General features: G+C 69.5%; 13 protein-coding genes and 1 pseudogene. 4 read left to right on the top strand and 10 right to left on the bottom strand.

Going from position 1 to position 16321, the window contains the following annotated elements; genetic code table 11:
* Window positions 1–7 precede the first annotated feature (7 nt).
* Window positions 8–1243, bottom strand: coding sequence for a hypothetical protein (locus tag ACWF7A_RS27445; protein ID WP_452253365.1), 1236 nt, complete (start codon window positions 1241–1243; stop codon window positions 8–10).
* Window positions 1244–1385: 142 nt separating this feature from the next.
* Here ACWF7A_RS27445 and ACWF7A_RS27450 point away from each other — a divergent pair, with 142 nt between their 5' ends.
* A complete protein-coding gene (locus tag ACWF7A_RS27450; protein WP_452253366.1) occupies window positions 1386–2726 on the top strand; it encodes a S8 family serine peptidase in 1341 nt (446 codons plus the stop codon).
* Between the two features lie 200 nt (window positions 2727–2926).
* Window positions 2927–3430, top strand: a complete 504-nt coding sequence (locus ACWF7A_RS27455; RefSeq protein WP_089922398.1) for a DUF3145 domain-containing protein — start codon at window positions 2927–2929, stop codon at window positions 3428–3430.
* Between the two features lie 31 nt (window positions 3431–3461).
* On the opposite strand, the gene ACWF7A_RS27460 is transcribed toward ACWF7A_RS27455, so the two are convergent.
* From ACWF7A_RS27460 to lanKC, 4 genes are all read right to left on the bottom strand, one after another.
* The gene (locus ACWF7A_RS27460; RefSeq protein ID WP_452253367.1) at window positions 3462–5180 is read right to left on the bottom strand and encodes an ABC transporter ATP-binding protein; all 1719 of its coding nucleotides are present in this window, start codon (window positions 5178–5180) and stop codon (window positions 3462–3464) included.
* Window positions 5180–6796, bottom strand: a complete 1617-nt coding sequence (locus ACWF7A_RS27465; RefSeq protein WP_452253368.1) for an ABC transporter ATP-binding protein — start codon at window positions 6794–6796, stop codon at window positions 5180–5182. Before ACWF7A_RS27465 ends, ACWF7A_RS27460 begins: the two co-directional genes overlap by 1 nt.
* Window positions 6797–6940: 144 nt before the next feature.
* Window positions 6941–7105: a SapB/AmfS family lanthipeptide gene (locus tag ACWF7A_RS27470; RefSeq protein ID WP_452253369.1), complete on the bottom strand. Its 165-nt coding sequence runs from the start codon at window positions 7103–7105 to the stop codon at window positions 6941–6943.
* A gap of 39 nt (window positions 7106–7144) precedes the next feature.
* Complete coding sequence (lanKC, locus tag ACWF7A_RS27475) at window positions 7145–9706, bottom strand: class III lanthionine synthetase LanKC (RefSeq protein WP_452253370.1); 2562 nt, start codon at window positions 9704–9706, stop codon at window positions 7145–7147.
* Window positions 9707–10307: 601 nt separating this feature from the next.
* Between lanKC and ACWF7A_RS27480 the strand changes: the two genes are divergently transcribed.
* A complete protein-coding gene (locus ACWF7A_RS27480) occupies window positions 10308–10880 on the top strand; it encodes a hypothetical protein (protein WP_452253371.1) in 573 nt (190 codons plus the stop codon).
* Window positions 10881–11482: 602 nt separating this feature from the next.
* On the opposite strand, the gene ACWF7A_RS27485 is transcribed toward ACWF7A_RS27480, so the two are convergent.
* From ACWF7A_RS27485 to ACWF7A_RS27500, 4 genes are read right to left on the bottom strand one after another with little or no spacing between them, the layout of a single operon-like run.
* On the bottom strand, window positions 11483–12718 hold the full coding sequence (locus ACWF7A_RS27485; RefSeq protein ID WP_452253372.1) for a beta-ketoacyl-[acyl-carrier-protein] synthase family protein: 1236 nt from the start codon (window positions 12716–12718) through the stop codon (window positions 11483–11485).
* A complete protein-coding gene (locus ACWF7A_RS27490; protein ID WP_089950824.1) occupies window positions 12715–12951 on the bottom strand; it encodes an acyl carrier protein in 237 nt (78 codons plus the stop codon). Before ACWF7A_RS27490 ends, ACWF7A_RS27485 begins: the two co-directional genes overlap by 4 nt.
* Before the next feature lie 46 nt (window positions 12952–12997).
* Window positions 12998–13975 carry a beta-ketoacyl-ACP synthase III gene (locus tag ACWF7A_RS27495; RefSeq protein ID WP_452253373.1) on the bottom strand — a complete coding sequence of 326 codons (978 nt, stop codon included), beginning with the start codon at window positions 13973–13975 and terminating at the stop codon, window positions 12998–13000.
* The gene (locus ACWF7A_RS27500; protein WP_452253374.1) at window positions 13972–14901 is read right to left on the bottom strand and encodes an ACP S-malonyltransferase; all 930 of its coding nucleotides are present in this window, start codon (window positions 14899–14901) and stop codon (window positions 13972–13974) included. The genes ACWF7A_RS27495 and ACWF7A_RS27500 overlap by 4 nt, the downstream gene beginning before the upstream one ends.
* 133 nt (window positions 14902–15034) lie before the next feature.
* Between ACWF7A_RS27500 and ACWF7A_RS27505 the strand changes: the two genes are divergently transcribed.
* On the top strand, window positions 15035–15220 hold the full coding sequence (locus ACWF7A_RS27505) for a TraY domain-containing protein (protein WP_452253482.1): 186 nt from the start codon (window positions 15035–15037) through the stop codon (window positions 15218–15220).
* On the opposite strand, the pseudogene ACWF7A_RS27510 reads toward ACWF7A_RS27505, so the two are convergent.
* Window positions 15144–16295, bottom strand: a pseudogene (locus ACWF7A_RS27510) (PucR family transcriptional regulator); the annotation flags it as partial. The gene ACWF7A_RS27505 and the pseudogene ACWF7A_RS27510 sit on opposite strands and share 77 nt — an antisense overlap.
* Window positions 16296–16321 lie beyond the last annotated feature (26 nt).

The raw sequence follows: 16321 nt of genomic DNA on the forward strand, positions 1-16321 counted from the left end.
CCACCCTCTACCGGGTGACGGGCAGCCGCAACGCCTGCTTGGCGATCGGGTCGAGCGCGGGCTCGCCCCCGCCGCCGGAGTACACCGCGAACGCCAGCGTCACGTGGCTTCCCTTGGTGTTGTTCGCGAACGCCGCGCTCTCCAGCGGCTTGCCGTCGAGGCCGTGCACCCCGCCGGACCCCGGCAGCGCGATGATCGCGTGCAACGCCTTCGCGCTGGGCGCGTCGTACAGGTCCATGTCCGCCACCAGCACCGTCACCGGCCTGTTCAGCAACGACGTCTCGTAGGTGGCGCGCAGCATCACGCCGCAGTCGTTCGCGACCAGCCACGCCTTCACGTCGCCGAACGCCTGCGCCTGGCAGTCCTGGTCCTTCTTCATCTCCTTCGGCACGAACGTCGTGCCGTCCACGACCACCGTCGTCGGCTGCGCGGAGGTGGGGGCGGGCGTCGCGTCGGCCGGCGTGTCGTCACCGGGCAGTGCCGCCACCAGCCACACGACGAGGATCAGCGCGAGCAGAGCCGCCCCGGCGAGGTAGGGCCAGGTCAACTTGCCCGGCAAGCGCTTGCGGCCGAGGGCCTGGCGCATCTGGGCCTTGGGGATGAGCATCGTGCTGGCGGCCGCGAGGTCGGGGGAGATCGCGTCGCTGAACCCCTCCGCGAGGAGCGCCTTCGCGTCCGGCGGCGTGCCGGTGGTCTGCAGGATCGCGAGGAGCTTCGCCGCGTGGTCAGCCGTGCACGGCACCGTCGACGTCGCGAGCTCGCGGGCCGCACTGAGCACAGTGGACGGTTTGGGGTGCAGCACCCGCACGCCGCGGTTGAGGTCGACCGTCGGCTGCACGACCTGGCCCACGAACGGGCCGACCGCCACGACCGTGCTGACCGGGAGCGGTTCCGCGCGCATCGCCTGGATCCGCTGCGCCACCGCGGTCGCCGCCGCCACGGCCTCGGTCGCCGGGTTCGCCGTGCCGTCCTTGGCGACGAGCGGCCAGCCGTCGATCTTCCACTGGCCGCCGAGCGGGGCCTCGAGCTTCACCCCGGGGTCGGGCAGGTCGACGCCGACGATCACGAGAACGCCCTTGGGCAGCACGACGATCGCGTCCAGCGGTACAGGACAGTCGGGTGGTTGGACGCCGATCAGCGCGATACCACCCAGGACCTCGGTACCCGCGCCCCACGCCGTGAGGGCGGCACGGACGTCCGCCCCAATGGCCGAGGGTTCAGCGCCCAGACGGATCAGCCGCACGATCCCTACCTTTCCGCACGGGGGGACACCGTAGCGGTCCGGGGTGGGCCAAACGCACTCGGTCGAGACATTCGGTGATGCCCGTCACCGATAAGTGGATCACTCGTTGGATGGATTGCCTGCCAATGTTCACGGAGGGTCCATGTACACACGCGCAGCATCGCTCGCCGTACTGCTGGTGGCCGTCGCCTCCCCTGTCGCGACGGCCGCTCCGGCCTCCACGGTCTACGTCCACGGAACCGACATCGCCGCCGCGGAACGGGCGGTCGAGTCAGCCGGTCTGCAGAAGCTCACGAGCTTCCGCAAGATCGGCGTCGTAGCCGCGCGGGGAGACTCCGCGCGAATCTCCTCCGCCAGGGCCGAAACGGGCGTCACGCGCGTCGAGGTCCAGAAGCCGATCAGGTTCCTCGGCTCGACCTCGCACACCGCCACGCGCGGCCTCGACGCCCGCAACAGCCTCGGGCTCACGGGCGCGGGCGTGTCGGTCGCGGTGATCGACTCGGGTGTCGACCCGACGCACCCGTCGTTCGGCGGCAGGATCGTCCGCAACCTCAAGAGCCTGTGCCTCGACGGCTCGACGCAGACGAACTGCATCGTGCCGGTGCCGAACTTCCTCGACACCGACACGACGTCGCTGGGCGGCCACGGCACCCACGTCACCGGCATCGCGATCGGCGGTGACGTGCAGACCACCGGCGGACCGGTGATCCGCGGCGCGGCGCCGGGCGCGAAGGGCGTCGTGATCTCGACCGGCGCGGCGATCCTCATCCTCGGCGCGGACGCCGCGCTGAACTGGGTGCTGGAGAACCACCGCGCTCCCTGCGGCGCCGGTGTCCCCGCCTCCACCTGCCCGCCGATCAAGGTGATCAACAACTCCTACGGGCCGTCTGGCGGCGGTGCGTTCGACCCTGAGTCGGTCACTGTCAAGCTGCAACGACAGCTGGTGGCCGAGGGTGTCGTCGTCGTGTGGGCGAACGGCAACGACGGAGGTGATGGTTCAGCGAACCTGTCCAACCCGCCGGGCGTCGACCCGACACCGGGCGTGATCTCGGTGGCCTCCTACAACGACCAGGAGACCGGCACCCGCGACGGCACTGTGTCCGACTTCTCATCACGAGGTCTCGCCACGGACTCCGCGACCTGGCCGGACATCTCGGCACCCGGCGAGAACATCGCCTCGTCCTGCCGGCTCTACCTGCCGATCTGCGCGACCGGCCTGAAGCCGCAGAACGGGCCGGGACCGCTCGACCTCGGTACGTTCAACACGATCAGCGGCACGTCGATGGCGGCACCGCACATCGCCGGGATCGTCGCACAGCTGTTCCAGGCCAAGCCTTCCGCGACCCCCGCTGACATCGAGCGGGCGCTGAAGTCGACGGCCCACAAGTACGGCTCCGGCTACCAGCCCGCAGGCCCCTACACCTCGTCGTTCGACAAGGGCACGGGTCTAGTCGACGTCGTTGCCGCGGTAAACGCTCTGTAGATCACGATCAGGCATCACTCGGCCGGGAGATCGGGACTTAAGACCTGTATCTGCCCCGGTCGGGTGATGATCGAGCTGGTTCTTATGGCGGACATGCCTCAAGTCGAGGCAGAATGCAGCGAACGGGTTCCACGGTGATCACCTCACTCTCGACAAAGGCGTAGGGGAAGACGTCCCTCGTCGAGTAGCGGAGGTCAGCAGTGAGCACCCGTGGCAGCACCAGTGGCGTGGTTTACGTCCACTCGTCGCCGTCTGCGGTCTGTCCGCACGTCGAGTGGGCGATCTCGGGCACCCTCGGTGTCCGGGTGGACCTCAGGTGGGCAGCGCAACCCGCGGCACCAGGCCAGTTGCGCGCGGAATGCGCGTGGACCGGAGACGCCGGCACCGGCGCCAAACTAGTGGCTGCGCTGCGCGCGTGGCCGATGCTGAGATTCGAAGTGACCGAGGAGCCCTCCTCCGGTCAGGACGGCGAGCGCTTCTGCTTCGCGCCCGTTCTGGGGCTGTGGCACGCCCGCACGTCGGCGAACGGCGACATCGTCGTCAACGAGGACCAGCTGCGCGCGCTCGCGGTGCGAGCCCGTGGTGGCGAGTCCTTCGCGCACGGCGTGGACGAGCTGCTCGGCGCCGCGTGGGACGACGCGCTGGAACCGTTCCGCCGAGCGGGAGACGGCGCGCCCGTCACCTGGCTGCACCGTGTCGGCTGACAGGCTCGTCTAGTCCGGAGTGGACCCCCGCTCACCGTTTGGGCAGCGGGGTTTCTTCTCGGTGCGTGGGGTCCCACGCCAGCATGAGCTGCCCGTAGAGCGCGGACGTCTTGAGCAGGTGCTCGTGGGTGCCGAGCAACGGCTTCCCGCCGTCCATGACCAGCACGCGGTTCGCTCGCAGCGCCGAGCTCAACCGGTGCGCGATCACCACGAGGATTCCGTCCCGTCGTGCGAAAGCCCGTTCCACACGGGCCTCGGCGGCGGGGTCCAGGTGTGAGGTCGCCTCGTCGAGGATCACGACGCTCGCGGACGTGACGTAGACCCTCGCGAGTGCCAACAGCTGCGCCTCACCAGCGGAAAGTCCTTCTCCGCCGTGGCCGAGCATCGCGTTCAGGCCGCCCAGCCGGTCCAGAAGTGGTGCGGCGCCGACCTTCTTCGCCGCCTCGACCAGGTCCTCGTCCGTCGCCCATGGAGCCAGGAGCGTGAGGTTCTCCCGCACCGTGCCGGTGAAGAGGTACGTCTCCTGCGGGATCAGCGCGATCGCGTGGTGCCGGACCGCGGGCGCCACCTGGTCGATCGGGGCGCCGCCGAACAGCACGGAACCGTGGTCCGGCGGCATCAGACCGGTCAGCAGACTGGCCATTGTGGACTTGCCGATGCCGGACGGGCCGACGACCGCGAGGTGGTCGCCGGGCCGCAGGCCGAGCGACAGGCCTCGCAGCACCGGTTCCGCGTCCGGGCTCCAGCCGAACGTGACGTCCCGCAGCACGAACTCGCCGTTGGCGGGCGTTTCGGAGCCGATCGTCCTGTCGGTGCGCGGGGCCGCTTCCTGAAGTCGTTTGAGAGCGACCATCAGCCGCATCACGACCGTGCTGGTCGTTCGGGCCAGTCCGTGCAACGCGGGGTTGACGCTGTTGGTCAGGTAGACGACGGCCGCGAGGACCGCGCCCGTGGTGAGCTGTCCCGATGCGACGAGCGGCGGAGCGAACGCCACCAGCAGGACGATCGGCGCGAAACCACCGAGCGCGATCACCGTGGCGCGCAACGAGTTCGCCCACGCGACGGTGACCGTGGCCCTGGCCTGCCGGTCGATCTGCCGTGCGACGTCTCGATAGGCCTCGCCACCCGCGTCGCAGGCGGCGACGTCGCGCAGCCCGGTCAGCACCGCACCGGACGCCTCCGCCGTGCGTTCGTCGGCGATCACAGCGTCGCGCTGCCGTTTCGCGAGCGAGGGCAGCATCAACCCGAACAGCACCAGCGCGGCCACGATCGGCAGCACGACCAGCCAGATCAACGCGGCGGCGGTCGTCGCGAGACCGACGAGCGCGGCGACCGTCGTGACCAGCAGGGCACGGGCCTGCACCAGCACGCCCGCGGTGGCGTCGCGGACCACCTCGACGTGCCGCGTGATCATGGCGACCGCGCTGGCGTCCGGGGTGCGGCGGTGCGTCGGGTCGTTCAGCACGCCCTTCACCACCCGCGTGACCAGCGCGTCGCGCATCGGTTCGACGACGGCGCCGAGCCGAGCGAACACCTGCCGCTGTCCCAGGGCGCCCACCACCGCGAGCACCGCGAACGACACCAGCCACAGCACGCCGGCCAGCGGTTTCCCCGCCGCGAAGCCCCGGTCGACGGCGCTGCCGACGAGCCTGCCGCCGAAGAACGCCGGGATGCCCTCGAGCATCGACCAGCCGAGCAGCACCAGGACGCCCTTGCGGTGTCCTGCCAGCGTGGAGAGGTAGAAGCGCATCACTCGCCCCCGGTGAACACGGCCCGGTAGGCCTCGTTGTGCCACAGCAGCCGATGCGTGCCGGTGCCGCGGATCCGGCCGTCCTCCAGCCACACCACGAGGTCCGCTCTCGCGGCCGTCGCCGGGCGGTGCGTCACGACGATCCGGGTCCTGCCGGGGAGCGCGGTGGTGAGCGCCCTGTCCACTTTGGCCTCGGTCACCGTGTCCAGACTCGCGGTGGCGTCGTCGAGCACGAGCACGTCGGGGTCCCTGATGATCGCGCGGGCGAGGCCGATCCGTTGCGCCTCACCGCCGGACAGCGGGGCGTCGGCCACCGGGGTCTCGTAGCCCTGCGGCAGCCGGATCAGCACGTCGTGCACCTGGGCGGCGACAGCGGCGTCCCTGACCTGGACCTCGTCGGCGTCCGTGCCGTAGCCGATCGACCGGCCGATCGTCGTGCCGAGCAGCGCGGGACGTTCGAAGGCGTACCCGACCGAGTCCAGGCCGAGGATCTCGCCGGAGTCTACAGAGGACAGTCCGCCGAGCACCGCGGCCAGCGTCGACTTGCCCGCACCGGAGCTGCCGACGATCGCGGCGAACGTGCCGGCCGGGATCATCAGGCTCACGTCGTGCAGCGCGCCGTCAACGTGGACGTTCCGCAGTTCGATGACGCCGTTGGACCGCTTGGCGGCACGGCGGCGCGGCTCCGGGACGTCGAGGACCTCGGCGATCCTGCCGGCGGACGCGCGGGTGCGCTCCAGCACGGTCAGCTGGGTCATCTGGCCGACGATGCCCATGCCGAGCGCCGCGTACCCGAGGGCGGCGAGCACGTCACCCGTGCTCAGCCTGCCCTGCATCACACCGAACCCGGCGGCGGTGAGCACCGCGAGCTCGACCGCGGGCAGCAGCAACCCGGCCCGCCACATCATCTTCGCCTGGGTGCGCCACATGCCGGCGCCGGCCGCGGCGAGCCGGGGGAGCGGCTCCAGCACGCGGTCCGTCTCGCGGTCGGCGATGCCGGCGGACGCGATCGTGCGCAGGCCGGACACCGAGTCGAGCAGTCGTGCCGAGACCTCGCCGGACACCTCCTGGTACGTCAGGACGTCGTCGGCGGTCATGCGCATGTGGGTGCGGATCAGCAGTCCCGCGAGCGGCACGCTCAGCAGGAACACGGCCGCGAGGCGCCAGTCGAGCAGGGCCAGGGCGATCACGGAACCGACCGAGGACACGACGGTCACCGCGAACCCGATCACGAGGACGGCGATGCCCCCGGCGTTGCCGCAGTCACCGGTGACGCGGCTGACCGCGTCTCCGGGCGCGAACGAGGACGGATGCCCGAGGACGAGGAACTTCTTCGTCAACCGGCGCCGCAACCACGCTGTGGCGCGGGCGGTTATGCCGGCGGCGAGCACGATCCCGATCGCCTCGCCGAGGACCTCGATGCCGGCGAGCACGAGCAGCCACACGATCGTGACCAGCACGAACGTGCCGCCCAATGCCATGTCCACGGCGCCTGCGAGAGCGGCGGGGAGCAGCAGCCCGGCGGTGGTGGTGACGGCGGCGTTGAGGAGCAGGAGCCACGGGCGGTAGTCGCGGGTGGTCGTGGTGAGAAGCAGCCGATCACCGGATTTGCGCATCGGGCTGTTCCTCCGGGGGTGGTGAGGGCCCATCATGAAGCGAGGGCCCGGCAGCTGGCCGGCTGCCGAGCCCTCGAAGCCGGTGGGTGAGCGGCATACTTCGCCTATGCCGCTCACCGGCCGTTCATGCTTGGTGGAGCGAGATCAGCACAGCAGCAGCGACGCACCGCTGTGGCTGCACGGGAGCAGCAGGGAGACGGTCGAGGCCGTCGTCGAGCCGCCGCCACCGCCGCCACCGCTGCCGCCGGCCATCATCGTGGCGGGGGCCTCGGGGGTCTCGAGGTCCTGCATGTCAAGGATGAAACCCATGACAACATCTCCTTGTTTCGAGGGATCGATCTCTTCTTGCTACCGGTCTGCGGAGACCGGCGTTCTGGTGCCCAGGAAGGGCAGAGGTGGGCGGCCGTCCACTGTGGACGCGATGGCGAGCAGCACGCCCGCACCGCCGGTGTTGAGGTCCATGGAGAGCCGGCGCAGCTGCACGCCGGGGAACGCGAGCCCGCCGCCGTAGCGGACGGCGTGCCAGCCGAGTGCCTTCAGGTGCCGCTCGGCGGCGCGCTCGAGCCGTTCGTCGGGGAAGTGCCTGGTGGCGTGGGCGAGCGTGGCGAGCAGCCCGGCCCGGCCCAGCGTGAACGCGGGCTGGATGACGAACTCGCCGGTGCACCCGCCGAGCAGTTCCGGCAGCTTCTCGACGCACGGCCGGTCGGGAGCCTGCTTCGCGAACTCGGTCAGCGCCAGTGCGACACCCGCGCCGCCGATGCCCACGTACGGCAGGCTGCGCAGGTTGCCGTCCCGCACCTGCAGCGAACCGTCGAGCGCGATCATCGTCTCGGCCAGGTCGCGCTCGAGCGCCTGCTCCGCGAGGTCGAGCCAGCGGCGTTCGGTGGTGCGTTCGAACATCCGCAGGAAGAACAGCGCCGGTCCGGACCAGCCGTGCAGCAGGCCCGCCTTCGCCTTGTCACCCGGTCCGGGAGCCTCGGCGAGCTGGCCCGCGAGACGGTCCGCGAGGTGCTCGGCCTGGGCCGCGTAGCCGTCGTCCTGCCGGGCGTCGGCGAAGTGCAGCAGGTTGAGGCCGATGCCGGACAGGCCGGCGCTGAGCCCGTGGTCCTGCGTCATCGGGAGCAGCTCCGCGTACGTCTCGACGATCTCCGTCGCGACGTCGTGGTGGCCGAAGTTCTCCAGCACGTGGGCGATGCCGTGTGCCCCGACGAAGAAGCCCGCCTGCTTCGGCGGCTCCCGGCGGAACGCCTTGACCAGCCAGTCCTCGTGCTCGGGGTAACGGCCCTGCCCTGCTTCCGCGAGAGCGTGCAGCACGCCCGCCGCGCCGTAGCCGAAGCCCGCGCCGCCGACCTCCCACTGCTCGATGTCACCGGGGAACAGGCGGTCCTCGCGGTGCGGTGTCGCGCTGTGCAGGATCGCGGTCGCGATCTCCTTGCGGACCAACGCCCAGTCCGGGGTGTCCTGGTCGAACTCGGTCAGCGCGGGGTCCGACGGCGGGTCGACCCGCGGCGTCAGCACGTCGATGATCGGCCGGCAGTAGTCGTCGCTCAGCCCGAAGCGTTGCTGGATCACGCGGACGTGCTGCGGGATCTTCGCGGGAGCGAGCTCGAGGACGGTGTTGAGCGGCAGGAAGAACCAGAGCCGCAACGCCGCGAGCGGGTACGCGTCGATGTCGAAACCGTCGCGGTCGCGCGGTGCCTGGAAGCCCGGCGAGCCGAGCGTGGGCTTGCGGACCGCCTCGATGCCGGAGCTGAGCTCGAAGTCGATGAGCGAGACCTGGTCGTCGTCGTCCACCAGGACGTTGAGCGTGTGCAGGTCGCTGAACACGACGCCGCGTTCGTGCACCTTGTCCATGATCGACTCGATGCGGCCGACCAGCTTGAGCGCGCGGGCCTTGTACTCGGAGAGCGCCTCGTCGCTGACGTCCATGTGCGTCAGCGGGTAGTGCCTGCCGACCCACTGCCCGAGCGAGCGTCCGGGCATGAACTCCATGGCGACGAAGAGGTGCTCCCACTCGGTGAAGCGGTCATACACCTCCGGAACGCCCTTGATGCCCTGGAGCTTCGTGAGGATCTCGTACTCCCGCTCCAGCCTGATGACCGCGTCCTCGCCGTCGCGGTCGAGCCCGGCGTGCGGCCGGGCCTCCTTGAGCACGACCTCCTTGCCGTCGCTCTTGCGCGTCGCCAGGTAGACGCCGCCACCGTTGGAGAAGTGCAGCGAGTTCTTGATCTGGTACGGGAACGCGGCCGGGTCGCCGGCGTTGCGCTCGTCCAGGTGGGGCTTCAGGAAGGCCGGCAGCTCGATCCACTCGGGCAGGCTGAACACGGGCTTGCGCCTGTCCGGCACGAGCTCGCCGTCGGGCCCGGCGATCGCGAGCACCTGCTGCCCGCCGACCTCCAGCCACTGCTCGACGAACCCGCCGTAGCGGACGTACAGCGGCCCCTTGCCGTAGCGGAGGTCGCTCAGGATGTAGGCGCCGTGCTGGCCGTCGAGGATCTCCGCGAGCTCGGTGAGGATCGTCTCGAGCTGGGCGACGTCCGTCGGGTAGATCGTGACGAGCTTGCCGCTGCCCTCCCGGGGCGCGTACTTCGAGTTGCGGGCCAGCACGATCGACATCGACTGCAGGTACTTGAAGGGGATTCGCCGATCGACGCAGTAGTCGAAAGCGGCCTTCAATACCCGGCCGGCGTTGTCGAGTCCAGCGGAAACGTGGATTTTCCACCCTTGAGTGGGCAGCTGCACCCCCATCGGGTGATGGTGCCGCCACACGTTGCGTTCCACCGTCGCCCAGTCGAGTGGAAGCGCGGGGAGTTCGGTGGAGAAGTCGTCCTGAGGAGTGCTTTCGGTGCTGCTCTGCAGATCGTAGAACTGCCGATCGGCGAAGCAGTACGCCTCGTATCTGAGGTCCACCGAATTCCCCTCCCTGACTCGTTTGCGTTTCTTTGTTGCGGCATATTTCCGCACGATTTCGCAGCTATGGGGAATCCGCCGTTAGGGTCATATGGGTCCCCCGTTCGTGTCCGAAAGACCATCGGTTACCGGTGCGTATGTGACTTCAGGTGATGAGGTTTGGGCCCATCTCACCCGGTTGAGATGTTTGCTGCCGGTCGCTTGATCGGTCTCGCGCCAGGTTTCCGCTAAACGGCACCGAAGCGTTCTGTTAAACGGCGCCTCTGAGCTGGGCAATTCCATCCGGGCCTCGACGTATAGTTGGGCAGGTGCAAACGTCATGCACGCGCTGTGTTGGCTGCTCTTTCCGAGTGAAGCCACAATTGGCTGCTATTGCGCGTTTGGTACGGCCGAACGGCGGTATGGAGACACCCGTTCGAACCCATTCGTAGGATGAGATTGGATTTCCACCTTTATGTAGCAAACATTGTCTTGCTACATGCAACTCACTAAATTTCGGTGTGATGTAATCGTTCGAGTGAAATCCGTGTTTTGATGTAACGCGACACGTTTTGTGTGCAGCCCTCTGCTGCCCGGCGTGTCGTGCGACTAGGCTGCGCGTGTGGGGAGCGTGGCAAGCCGCTGGCTGGTGTCGGCCGTGGTCGTGATCGCCGGAGCCGCCGTGGCGGCCGGGATGGTGGGCCGGACCGTGTACTCGCGCCCCGCCGAGGCTCGTGGGGCGCCGGCGGTCGCGTCCTCGTCCGTCGTCGGGGCTCTGCCCGGGCCCGCGGAGGTCCGGTTGAGTCCGGACTCGTTCACCCATCCCGATCGGACTGCCGTGCAGCGGGTGCTGCAGGCCTACTTCGACTCGATCAACTCTCGCGATTTCGACGCTTGGCGTGAGGTCGTGTCGGCTCGGCGGGTTTCGTCCACGCCTGAGGCCGGGTGGGTCGCTGCTTACGAGTCCACCCGGGATGGCGGGATGGTGGTGCAGCGGGTCGAGTCCGATGTGGTCGGGCGGCGGTTGCGGGTGTTGATCTCTTTTGTGTCCACTCAGGACGTTTCGAAGGCTCCGCCTGCTTTGCCTGAGGGGTGTATCCGGTGGCGGGTGGTTTATGTGCTGGTCTGGGAGGGTGGGGTGTTGAAGGTGGATGAGGCGCCGGAGAACCGGAACCCTCAGATGGAGAAGTGCTGAGCTCGCCTTCGGCTTCGGGGCTTTGTTGCCTGTGCGCGCCGGTTGGGTGGGTCGTCCCCCTGTTGCGTTGGCGGCCGCCGGTTTCGAGTTCGTAGGTCTGGTCGCGTTGCGGGCGTTGTGTTGCGTTGCTCCCTGGGGACTCCGCCCCCAGACCCCCACAATCTGATCAAAGACCGGCCCACGCCACGCGCAGGTTGATGGCACGCCTGATGCGTTGGGCGGAGGCGCGTTGCTTTGCCGGGTGGCGTCGGTGGGGTGGTCCCGTCACGAGTCGCACCCGAGCGGGCCACATCTGAAGGGGAGGGTCAAGTCGACGAAAAGCGTGTCGACTTGACCCTCCCCTTCAGATGCAGCAAGAGCTGAGGTGCGACTCGTGACGGGACCACCCCACCCTTGGCTCTTGGTAAGACGGCTCGCCTTCGGCATCGCGATGGACCAAGCGCCCATCTGTTCCGCCTCGCTCCGCTCCGCCCCATCCGCCCTGCCCTGCCCCGCCCTTCTCCCGCCCTGTCCTTCTCCCGCCTCGCCCTGACCCTTGCCGGACAAGCACAAAGGCCCGGTCCGCAGTGCGGACCGGGCCCCTGAGGTGGAGCGAAGTGGTGCTAGGCCGGAGTGAAGGCCAGGGCCACGTTGTGGCCGCCGAACCCGAACGAGTCGTTCACCGCGGCCTCGAGCTTGATCTTGCGTGGTTCGCCCGCCACCACGTCCAGCGTGACGGCCGGGTCGAGGTTCTCCAGGTTGAGCGTCTGGGGAACGATGCCGTCGCGGATGGACAGCACGGTGACGATGGCCTCGACGGCGCCCGCCGCTCCCAGCAGGTGCCCGAGGGCGCCCTTCGGTGCGGTCAGGATCGGGTGGTCGCCGATCGCCTTGCGGATCGCCACGGTCTCCGCGACGTCGCCCACCGGGGTGGAGGTGGCGTGGCAGTTGACGTGGCCCACGTCGGACGGGTCGATGCCGCCCGAGCGCAGGGACGCTGCGATCGCTCGCGACTGGCCCACGCCCTCGGGGTCCGGGGCCGTGATGTGGTAGCCGTCGGCGGAGGTGCCGATGCCTGCCAGGCGGCCGTAGATCTTGGCTCCGCGGGCCTCCGCGAACTCGCGGCGTTCCAGGACCATGACGCCCGCGCCCTCGCCGAGGACGAAACCGTCGCGGGCCGTGTCGAACGGGCGCGACGCCTTCTCCGGCTCGTCGTTGCGGGTGCTCATGGTGCGGGCCTGGCTGAAGCCCGCCACCGGGATGGCCGTGATGCACGCTTCGGCGCCGCCCGCGACGACCACGTCGGCTTCGCCGGACATGATCATGCGGTAGGCCCAGGCGATGGCCTCGGCGCCGGACGCGCAGGCGGAGACCGGGGCGTGCACGCCCGCCTGAGCCTTCAGCTCCAGGCCCACGTGCGCGGCCGGGCCGTTCGGCATCAGCATCGGGACGGTCAGCGGCGACACCTTGCGCAGGCCGTGCTGTTCCAGGAGGTCGTCCTGGGTCAGCAGGGTGATCGCGCCGCCGATGCCCGTGCCGATGATGACGGCGAGGCGCTGGCGGTCGACGGTGTCGTCGTTGTGGCCCGCGTCGGACCACGCCTGGCGGGACGCGACGATGGCGACCTGCTCGGAGCGGTCCAGGCGGCGCGCCTCTACTCGGGGGAGCACCTCGGTCGGGTCCACCACGAGCTGCGACGCGATCTTGACGGGCAGGTCGTACTTCTCGACCCAGTCGTGGGTCATCGGACCCACGCCGCTCTTGCCCGCCAGAAGCGCGTCCCAGGTGGACGTGACATCACCACCGAGCGGGGTGGTGGCACCCAGCCCGGTGATGACGACCTCGATGCCGGAAGTCACTTGTTGCTGGTGATGTAGTTCACCGCGTCACCAACGGTCTTGAGGTTGGCCAGCTCGTCGTCCGGGATCTTCACGCCGAACTTGTCCTCAGCCTGGACGGCGATCTCGACCATCGACAGCGAGTCGATGTCGAGGTCGTCCACGAAGGACTTCTCAGCGGTGACGTCGTCGGCGGCCACGCCGGCGACCTCTTCGACGATCTCGGCAAGACCGGTAAGGACGTTGTCGCTCACTGAAGTTCCCTTTCGATTGAAACGATGGAAAAACCGGGGGTGGTGCTCACGGGCACCGCACGACCTGTCCCGCGTAGGACAGGCCCGCGCCGAAACCGACCATCAGCACCACGTCTCCGGAGGAGATCTCGCCCGCGGACCTCATGTGGTCGAGCGCCATGGGGACCGAGGCCGAGGAGGTGTTGCCGGATTCGACGATGTCTCGAGCGACCTTCAGGTCCTCGCGCGCACCATTCTTGCGAAGGCGCTTGGCGATGGCCTCGATGATCCTCAGGTTGGCTTGGTGCGGGACGAAGACGTCCACGTCGGACAGCTCGACGCCCGCGAGTTCGGCGGCGCGGATCGCTACCGGAGCGACCTGCGTCGTCGCCCAGCGGAAGACCGTCTGGCCTTCCTGGGTGATGAACGAGTCGCGGTCGTCGATGCGGATGACCTCGGACATGGAGCCGTCCGAGCCCCACGCGACGGGGCCGATCTCGTTCGTGTCGCTGGCGCCGACCACGACGGCACCCGCGCCGTCCGCGAAGATGATCGCGGTCGAGCGGTCGTCGGGGTGCATCCAGTCGGTGAGCTTCTCCGCGCCGACGACGAGGATGTTGCGCACCGTGCCCGCGCGGACGATGTCCGCAGCGGTCGCGACGGCGTAGCAGAAGCCCGCGCACGCGGCGTTCAGGTCGAACGCGGCCGCGGCCTGGATGCCGAGCCTCGTGGCGACCTGCGCGGCGGCGTTCGGGATGGTCGACGGCATGGTGCACGTCGCCACGATCACGCCGCCGATGTCGGCCGCGGTGAGGCCCGCGTCCTCGATCGCCCTGGTGGCGGCGAGGACCGACATGTCCACGACGCCCTCGTCCTTGGCGGCGACGTGGCGGTTCACGATGCCGACGCGCTCACGGATCCACTCGTCCGAGGTGTCCATGCGCGCGGCCAGGTCGTGGTTGCTCACCACGGTCTCGGGCCGGTAGCTGCCGAGACCGAGGATGCGGCACCCGGCGGCTGCGCTCGGGGCCTGGAAGGTCGTCACTTATCGGCTCCAACGGTCTCGAACAGTTCGGAGACCTTCTCAAGCTGGTCGGGGGTCTTCAGGGCGAGAGTGGCGGTGCCCTTCATCGCACGCTTCGCGAGACCCGTCAGCACGCCGGCGGGCGGCAGCTCGACCGAGCCCGCGATGCCCTTCTCGACGAACGTGGCCTGGCAGAGGTCCCAGCGGACGGGGCTCGTCACCTGGGAGACCAGGCGCGCCAGCACCTCGGAGCCCTCGGTGACGACCTGACCGTCCTTGTTGGACACCAGCGGCAGCGACGGGTCGTGCGTGGTGACCTCGGCGGCACGAGCGCGCACCGCGTCTTCGGCGGGCGCCATGTACTTGGTGTGGAACGCGCCCGCGACGGCCAGCTTGCGGATCTTGGCCGGGCCGGGCGGGTTCGCCACGAGCTCGTCGAGCGCGGAGTGCGGACCGGCCGCGACGATCTGGCCGGCGCCGTTGCGGTTCGCGGGCACGAGACCGAGCTCCTCCAGGCGGGCGAGGACCTCCGGCTCGTCGCCGCCGAGCACCGCGGCCATGCCGGTGGGCTCCAGCGCGCACGCCTGGGCCATCGCGGCACCGCGCACGGCGGCCAGCGCGACGGCGTCGTCGGCGCTGATGACGCCCGCGACGGCCGCGGCGGCGAGCTCGCCGACCGAGTGACCGCCGACGATCACGGCGGAGGGCAGTTCGAGGCGCTTGCGCAGCTCACCGAACGCGAGCACGGCGAGAGCCACGACGAGCGGCTGGGTGATCGCGGTGTCGACGATCTCGTCGGCCTCCGCCGTGGTGCCGAGACGCACCAGGTCCAGGCCCGTGATCTCCGACCACGTCCGGACCTGCTTCTCCGCCCCCTCCAGTTCGAGCCAGGGGGTGAGCATGCCGGGCGTCTGGGACCCTTGTCCGGGCGCGAGGAGTGCGATCACGTCGATTACTAAAGCTGGTGAACCCACCGGTACCCCATGCCGTAAAGAACGAAGTACGGCGATCGTATTTGTAGAGACCCTACAAAAGTGTCGTTCAGGTGAACGCTCCCCGGCGTAAGCCCAGCTCAGCGTGGTGCAAGGTCGTTTGGCCCTCACCCTAACGGATGTGTGCGAAGTCCGTCACAACCCGTTCGTTACCACAGGCCACGGGAGCGAGCAAGGCGTCCTACAGACAAAGCGACGCGAAGCACAAGTGCGTCTCGAGCGTCATGTGCATTTCTTCCCGTCATTTCCTGAACGCGCCGAAGGCGATATCTGACCGTGTTCGGGTGCACGAACAGTCTTTTCGCGCACGTCTCCAGCACGCCTCCGACCTCCAGGAAGGCGTCCACGGTCTCCAGCAGCGCGCCGCCCGCGTCCTCCAGCGGCCGGGCGACCCTGTCGACCAGCTGCCACTCCGCCTCCGGGTCGCCCGCCAGCGCCCGTTCCGGCAGCAGGTCGAGCGAGCGGACGGGACGAGGGGCGGCGGGCCAGCCCACGACCGCGCGCAGCCCGCTCAACGCGTCACTGGCGCTGCGATGCGCCTCGGACAGCGACTTCACCGTCGGCCCGGCGACGACCGGGCCCTCACCGAAGCCCTCGGCGATGCGCCCCAGCACGTCCTCCCCGGTCTCCGTCGGGCCGCCGAGCACGACGACCAGCCGTGAGCCCTGCACGGACAGCAGCACCGGACGACCGGCGCGGGCCGCCTTGCTGCGCACCGAGTAGATGATCGCGGGCGGGTCCTCGCCGCCGGGGTTGCCGACCAGCACCGTCGCCTCCAGCGCCGGGTCCCAGCCCAGCGCGGCGCCGCGGGACAGCAGCGACTCCTCCGGGTCGCCACGCACGATGCCGTCGACGACCAGCGCTTCGAGCCGCGCGTCCCACGCGCCACGCGCCTCGGCGGCCGCCGCGTAGGAGGTGGCGGCGGAGAAGGCGATCTCCCGCCCGTACCGCAGCACGCCCTCCATCAGCAGCGCGCGCTCGGCCTCGTCCGCCGCCATCTCCGGCAGCTGCCCCTCGAAGAGCTCCAGGGCTATCCGCACGAGCTCGACGGTCTGGCGCAGGCTCACCCAGCGGGAGATGTCCTTGGGGGCGCTGCGGAACGCGTCCGCGGTCAGCCGGATCGCCTGCTGCCGGTCGTGCAGCCACTCGACGAACCCGGCCACGCCGTTCTGGATCAGCAGCAACACGCTCGCCCGCTGGTCGGCGGGCATCCGCGCGAACCACGGCAGGCGCCGCTCCATCTCGGCCACGCTGGCGGTCGCGAGCGAGCCCGACGCGCGTTCGATCTTGCGCATGGTGCGGGCGGAGAGCGTCGGCGGGTGCTCCTCCTTCGCCTTGCTGCTGGTCATACCCGCAGCTTAGGCGGTCGCACTGA

It is taken from the genome of Lentzea sp. NPDC055074 (assembly GCF_053608005.1).

Bases quoted from the DNA above. Each gene is read 5' to 3' on its own strand.
- ACWF7A_RS27465 (WP_452253368.1), bottom strand. From the start codon at position 6,796: ATGCGCAAATCCGGTGATCGGCTGCTTCTCACCACGACCACCCGCGAC.
- ACWF7A_RS27450 (WP_452253366.1), top strand. From the start codon at position 1,386: ATGTACACACGCGCAGCATCGCTCGCCGTACTGCTGGTGGCCGTCGCC.
- ACWF7A_RS27470 (WP_452253369.1), bottom strand. From the start codon at position 7,105: ATGGGTTTCATCCTTGACATGCAGGACCTCGAGACCCCCGAGGCCCCC.
- ACWF7A_RS27460 (WP_452253367.1), bottom strand. From the start codon at position 5,180: ATGCGCTTCTACCTCTCCACGCTGGCAGGACACCGCAAGGGCGTCCTG.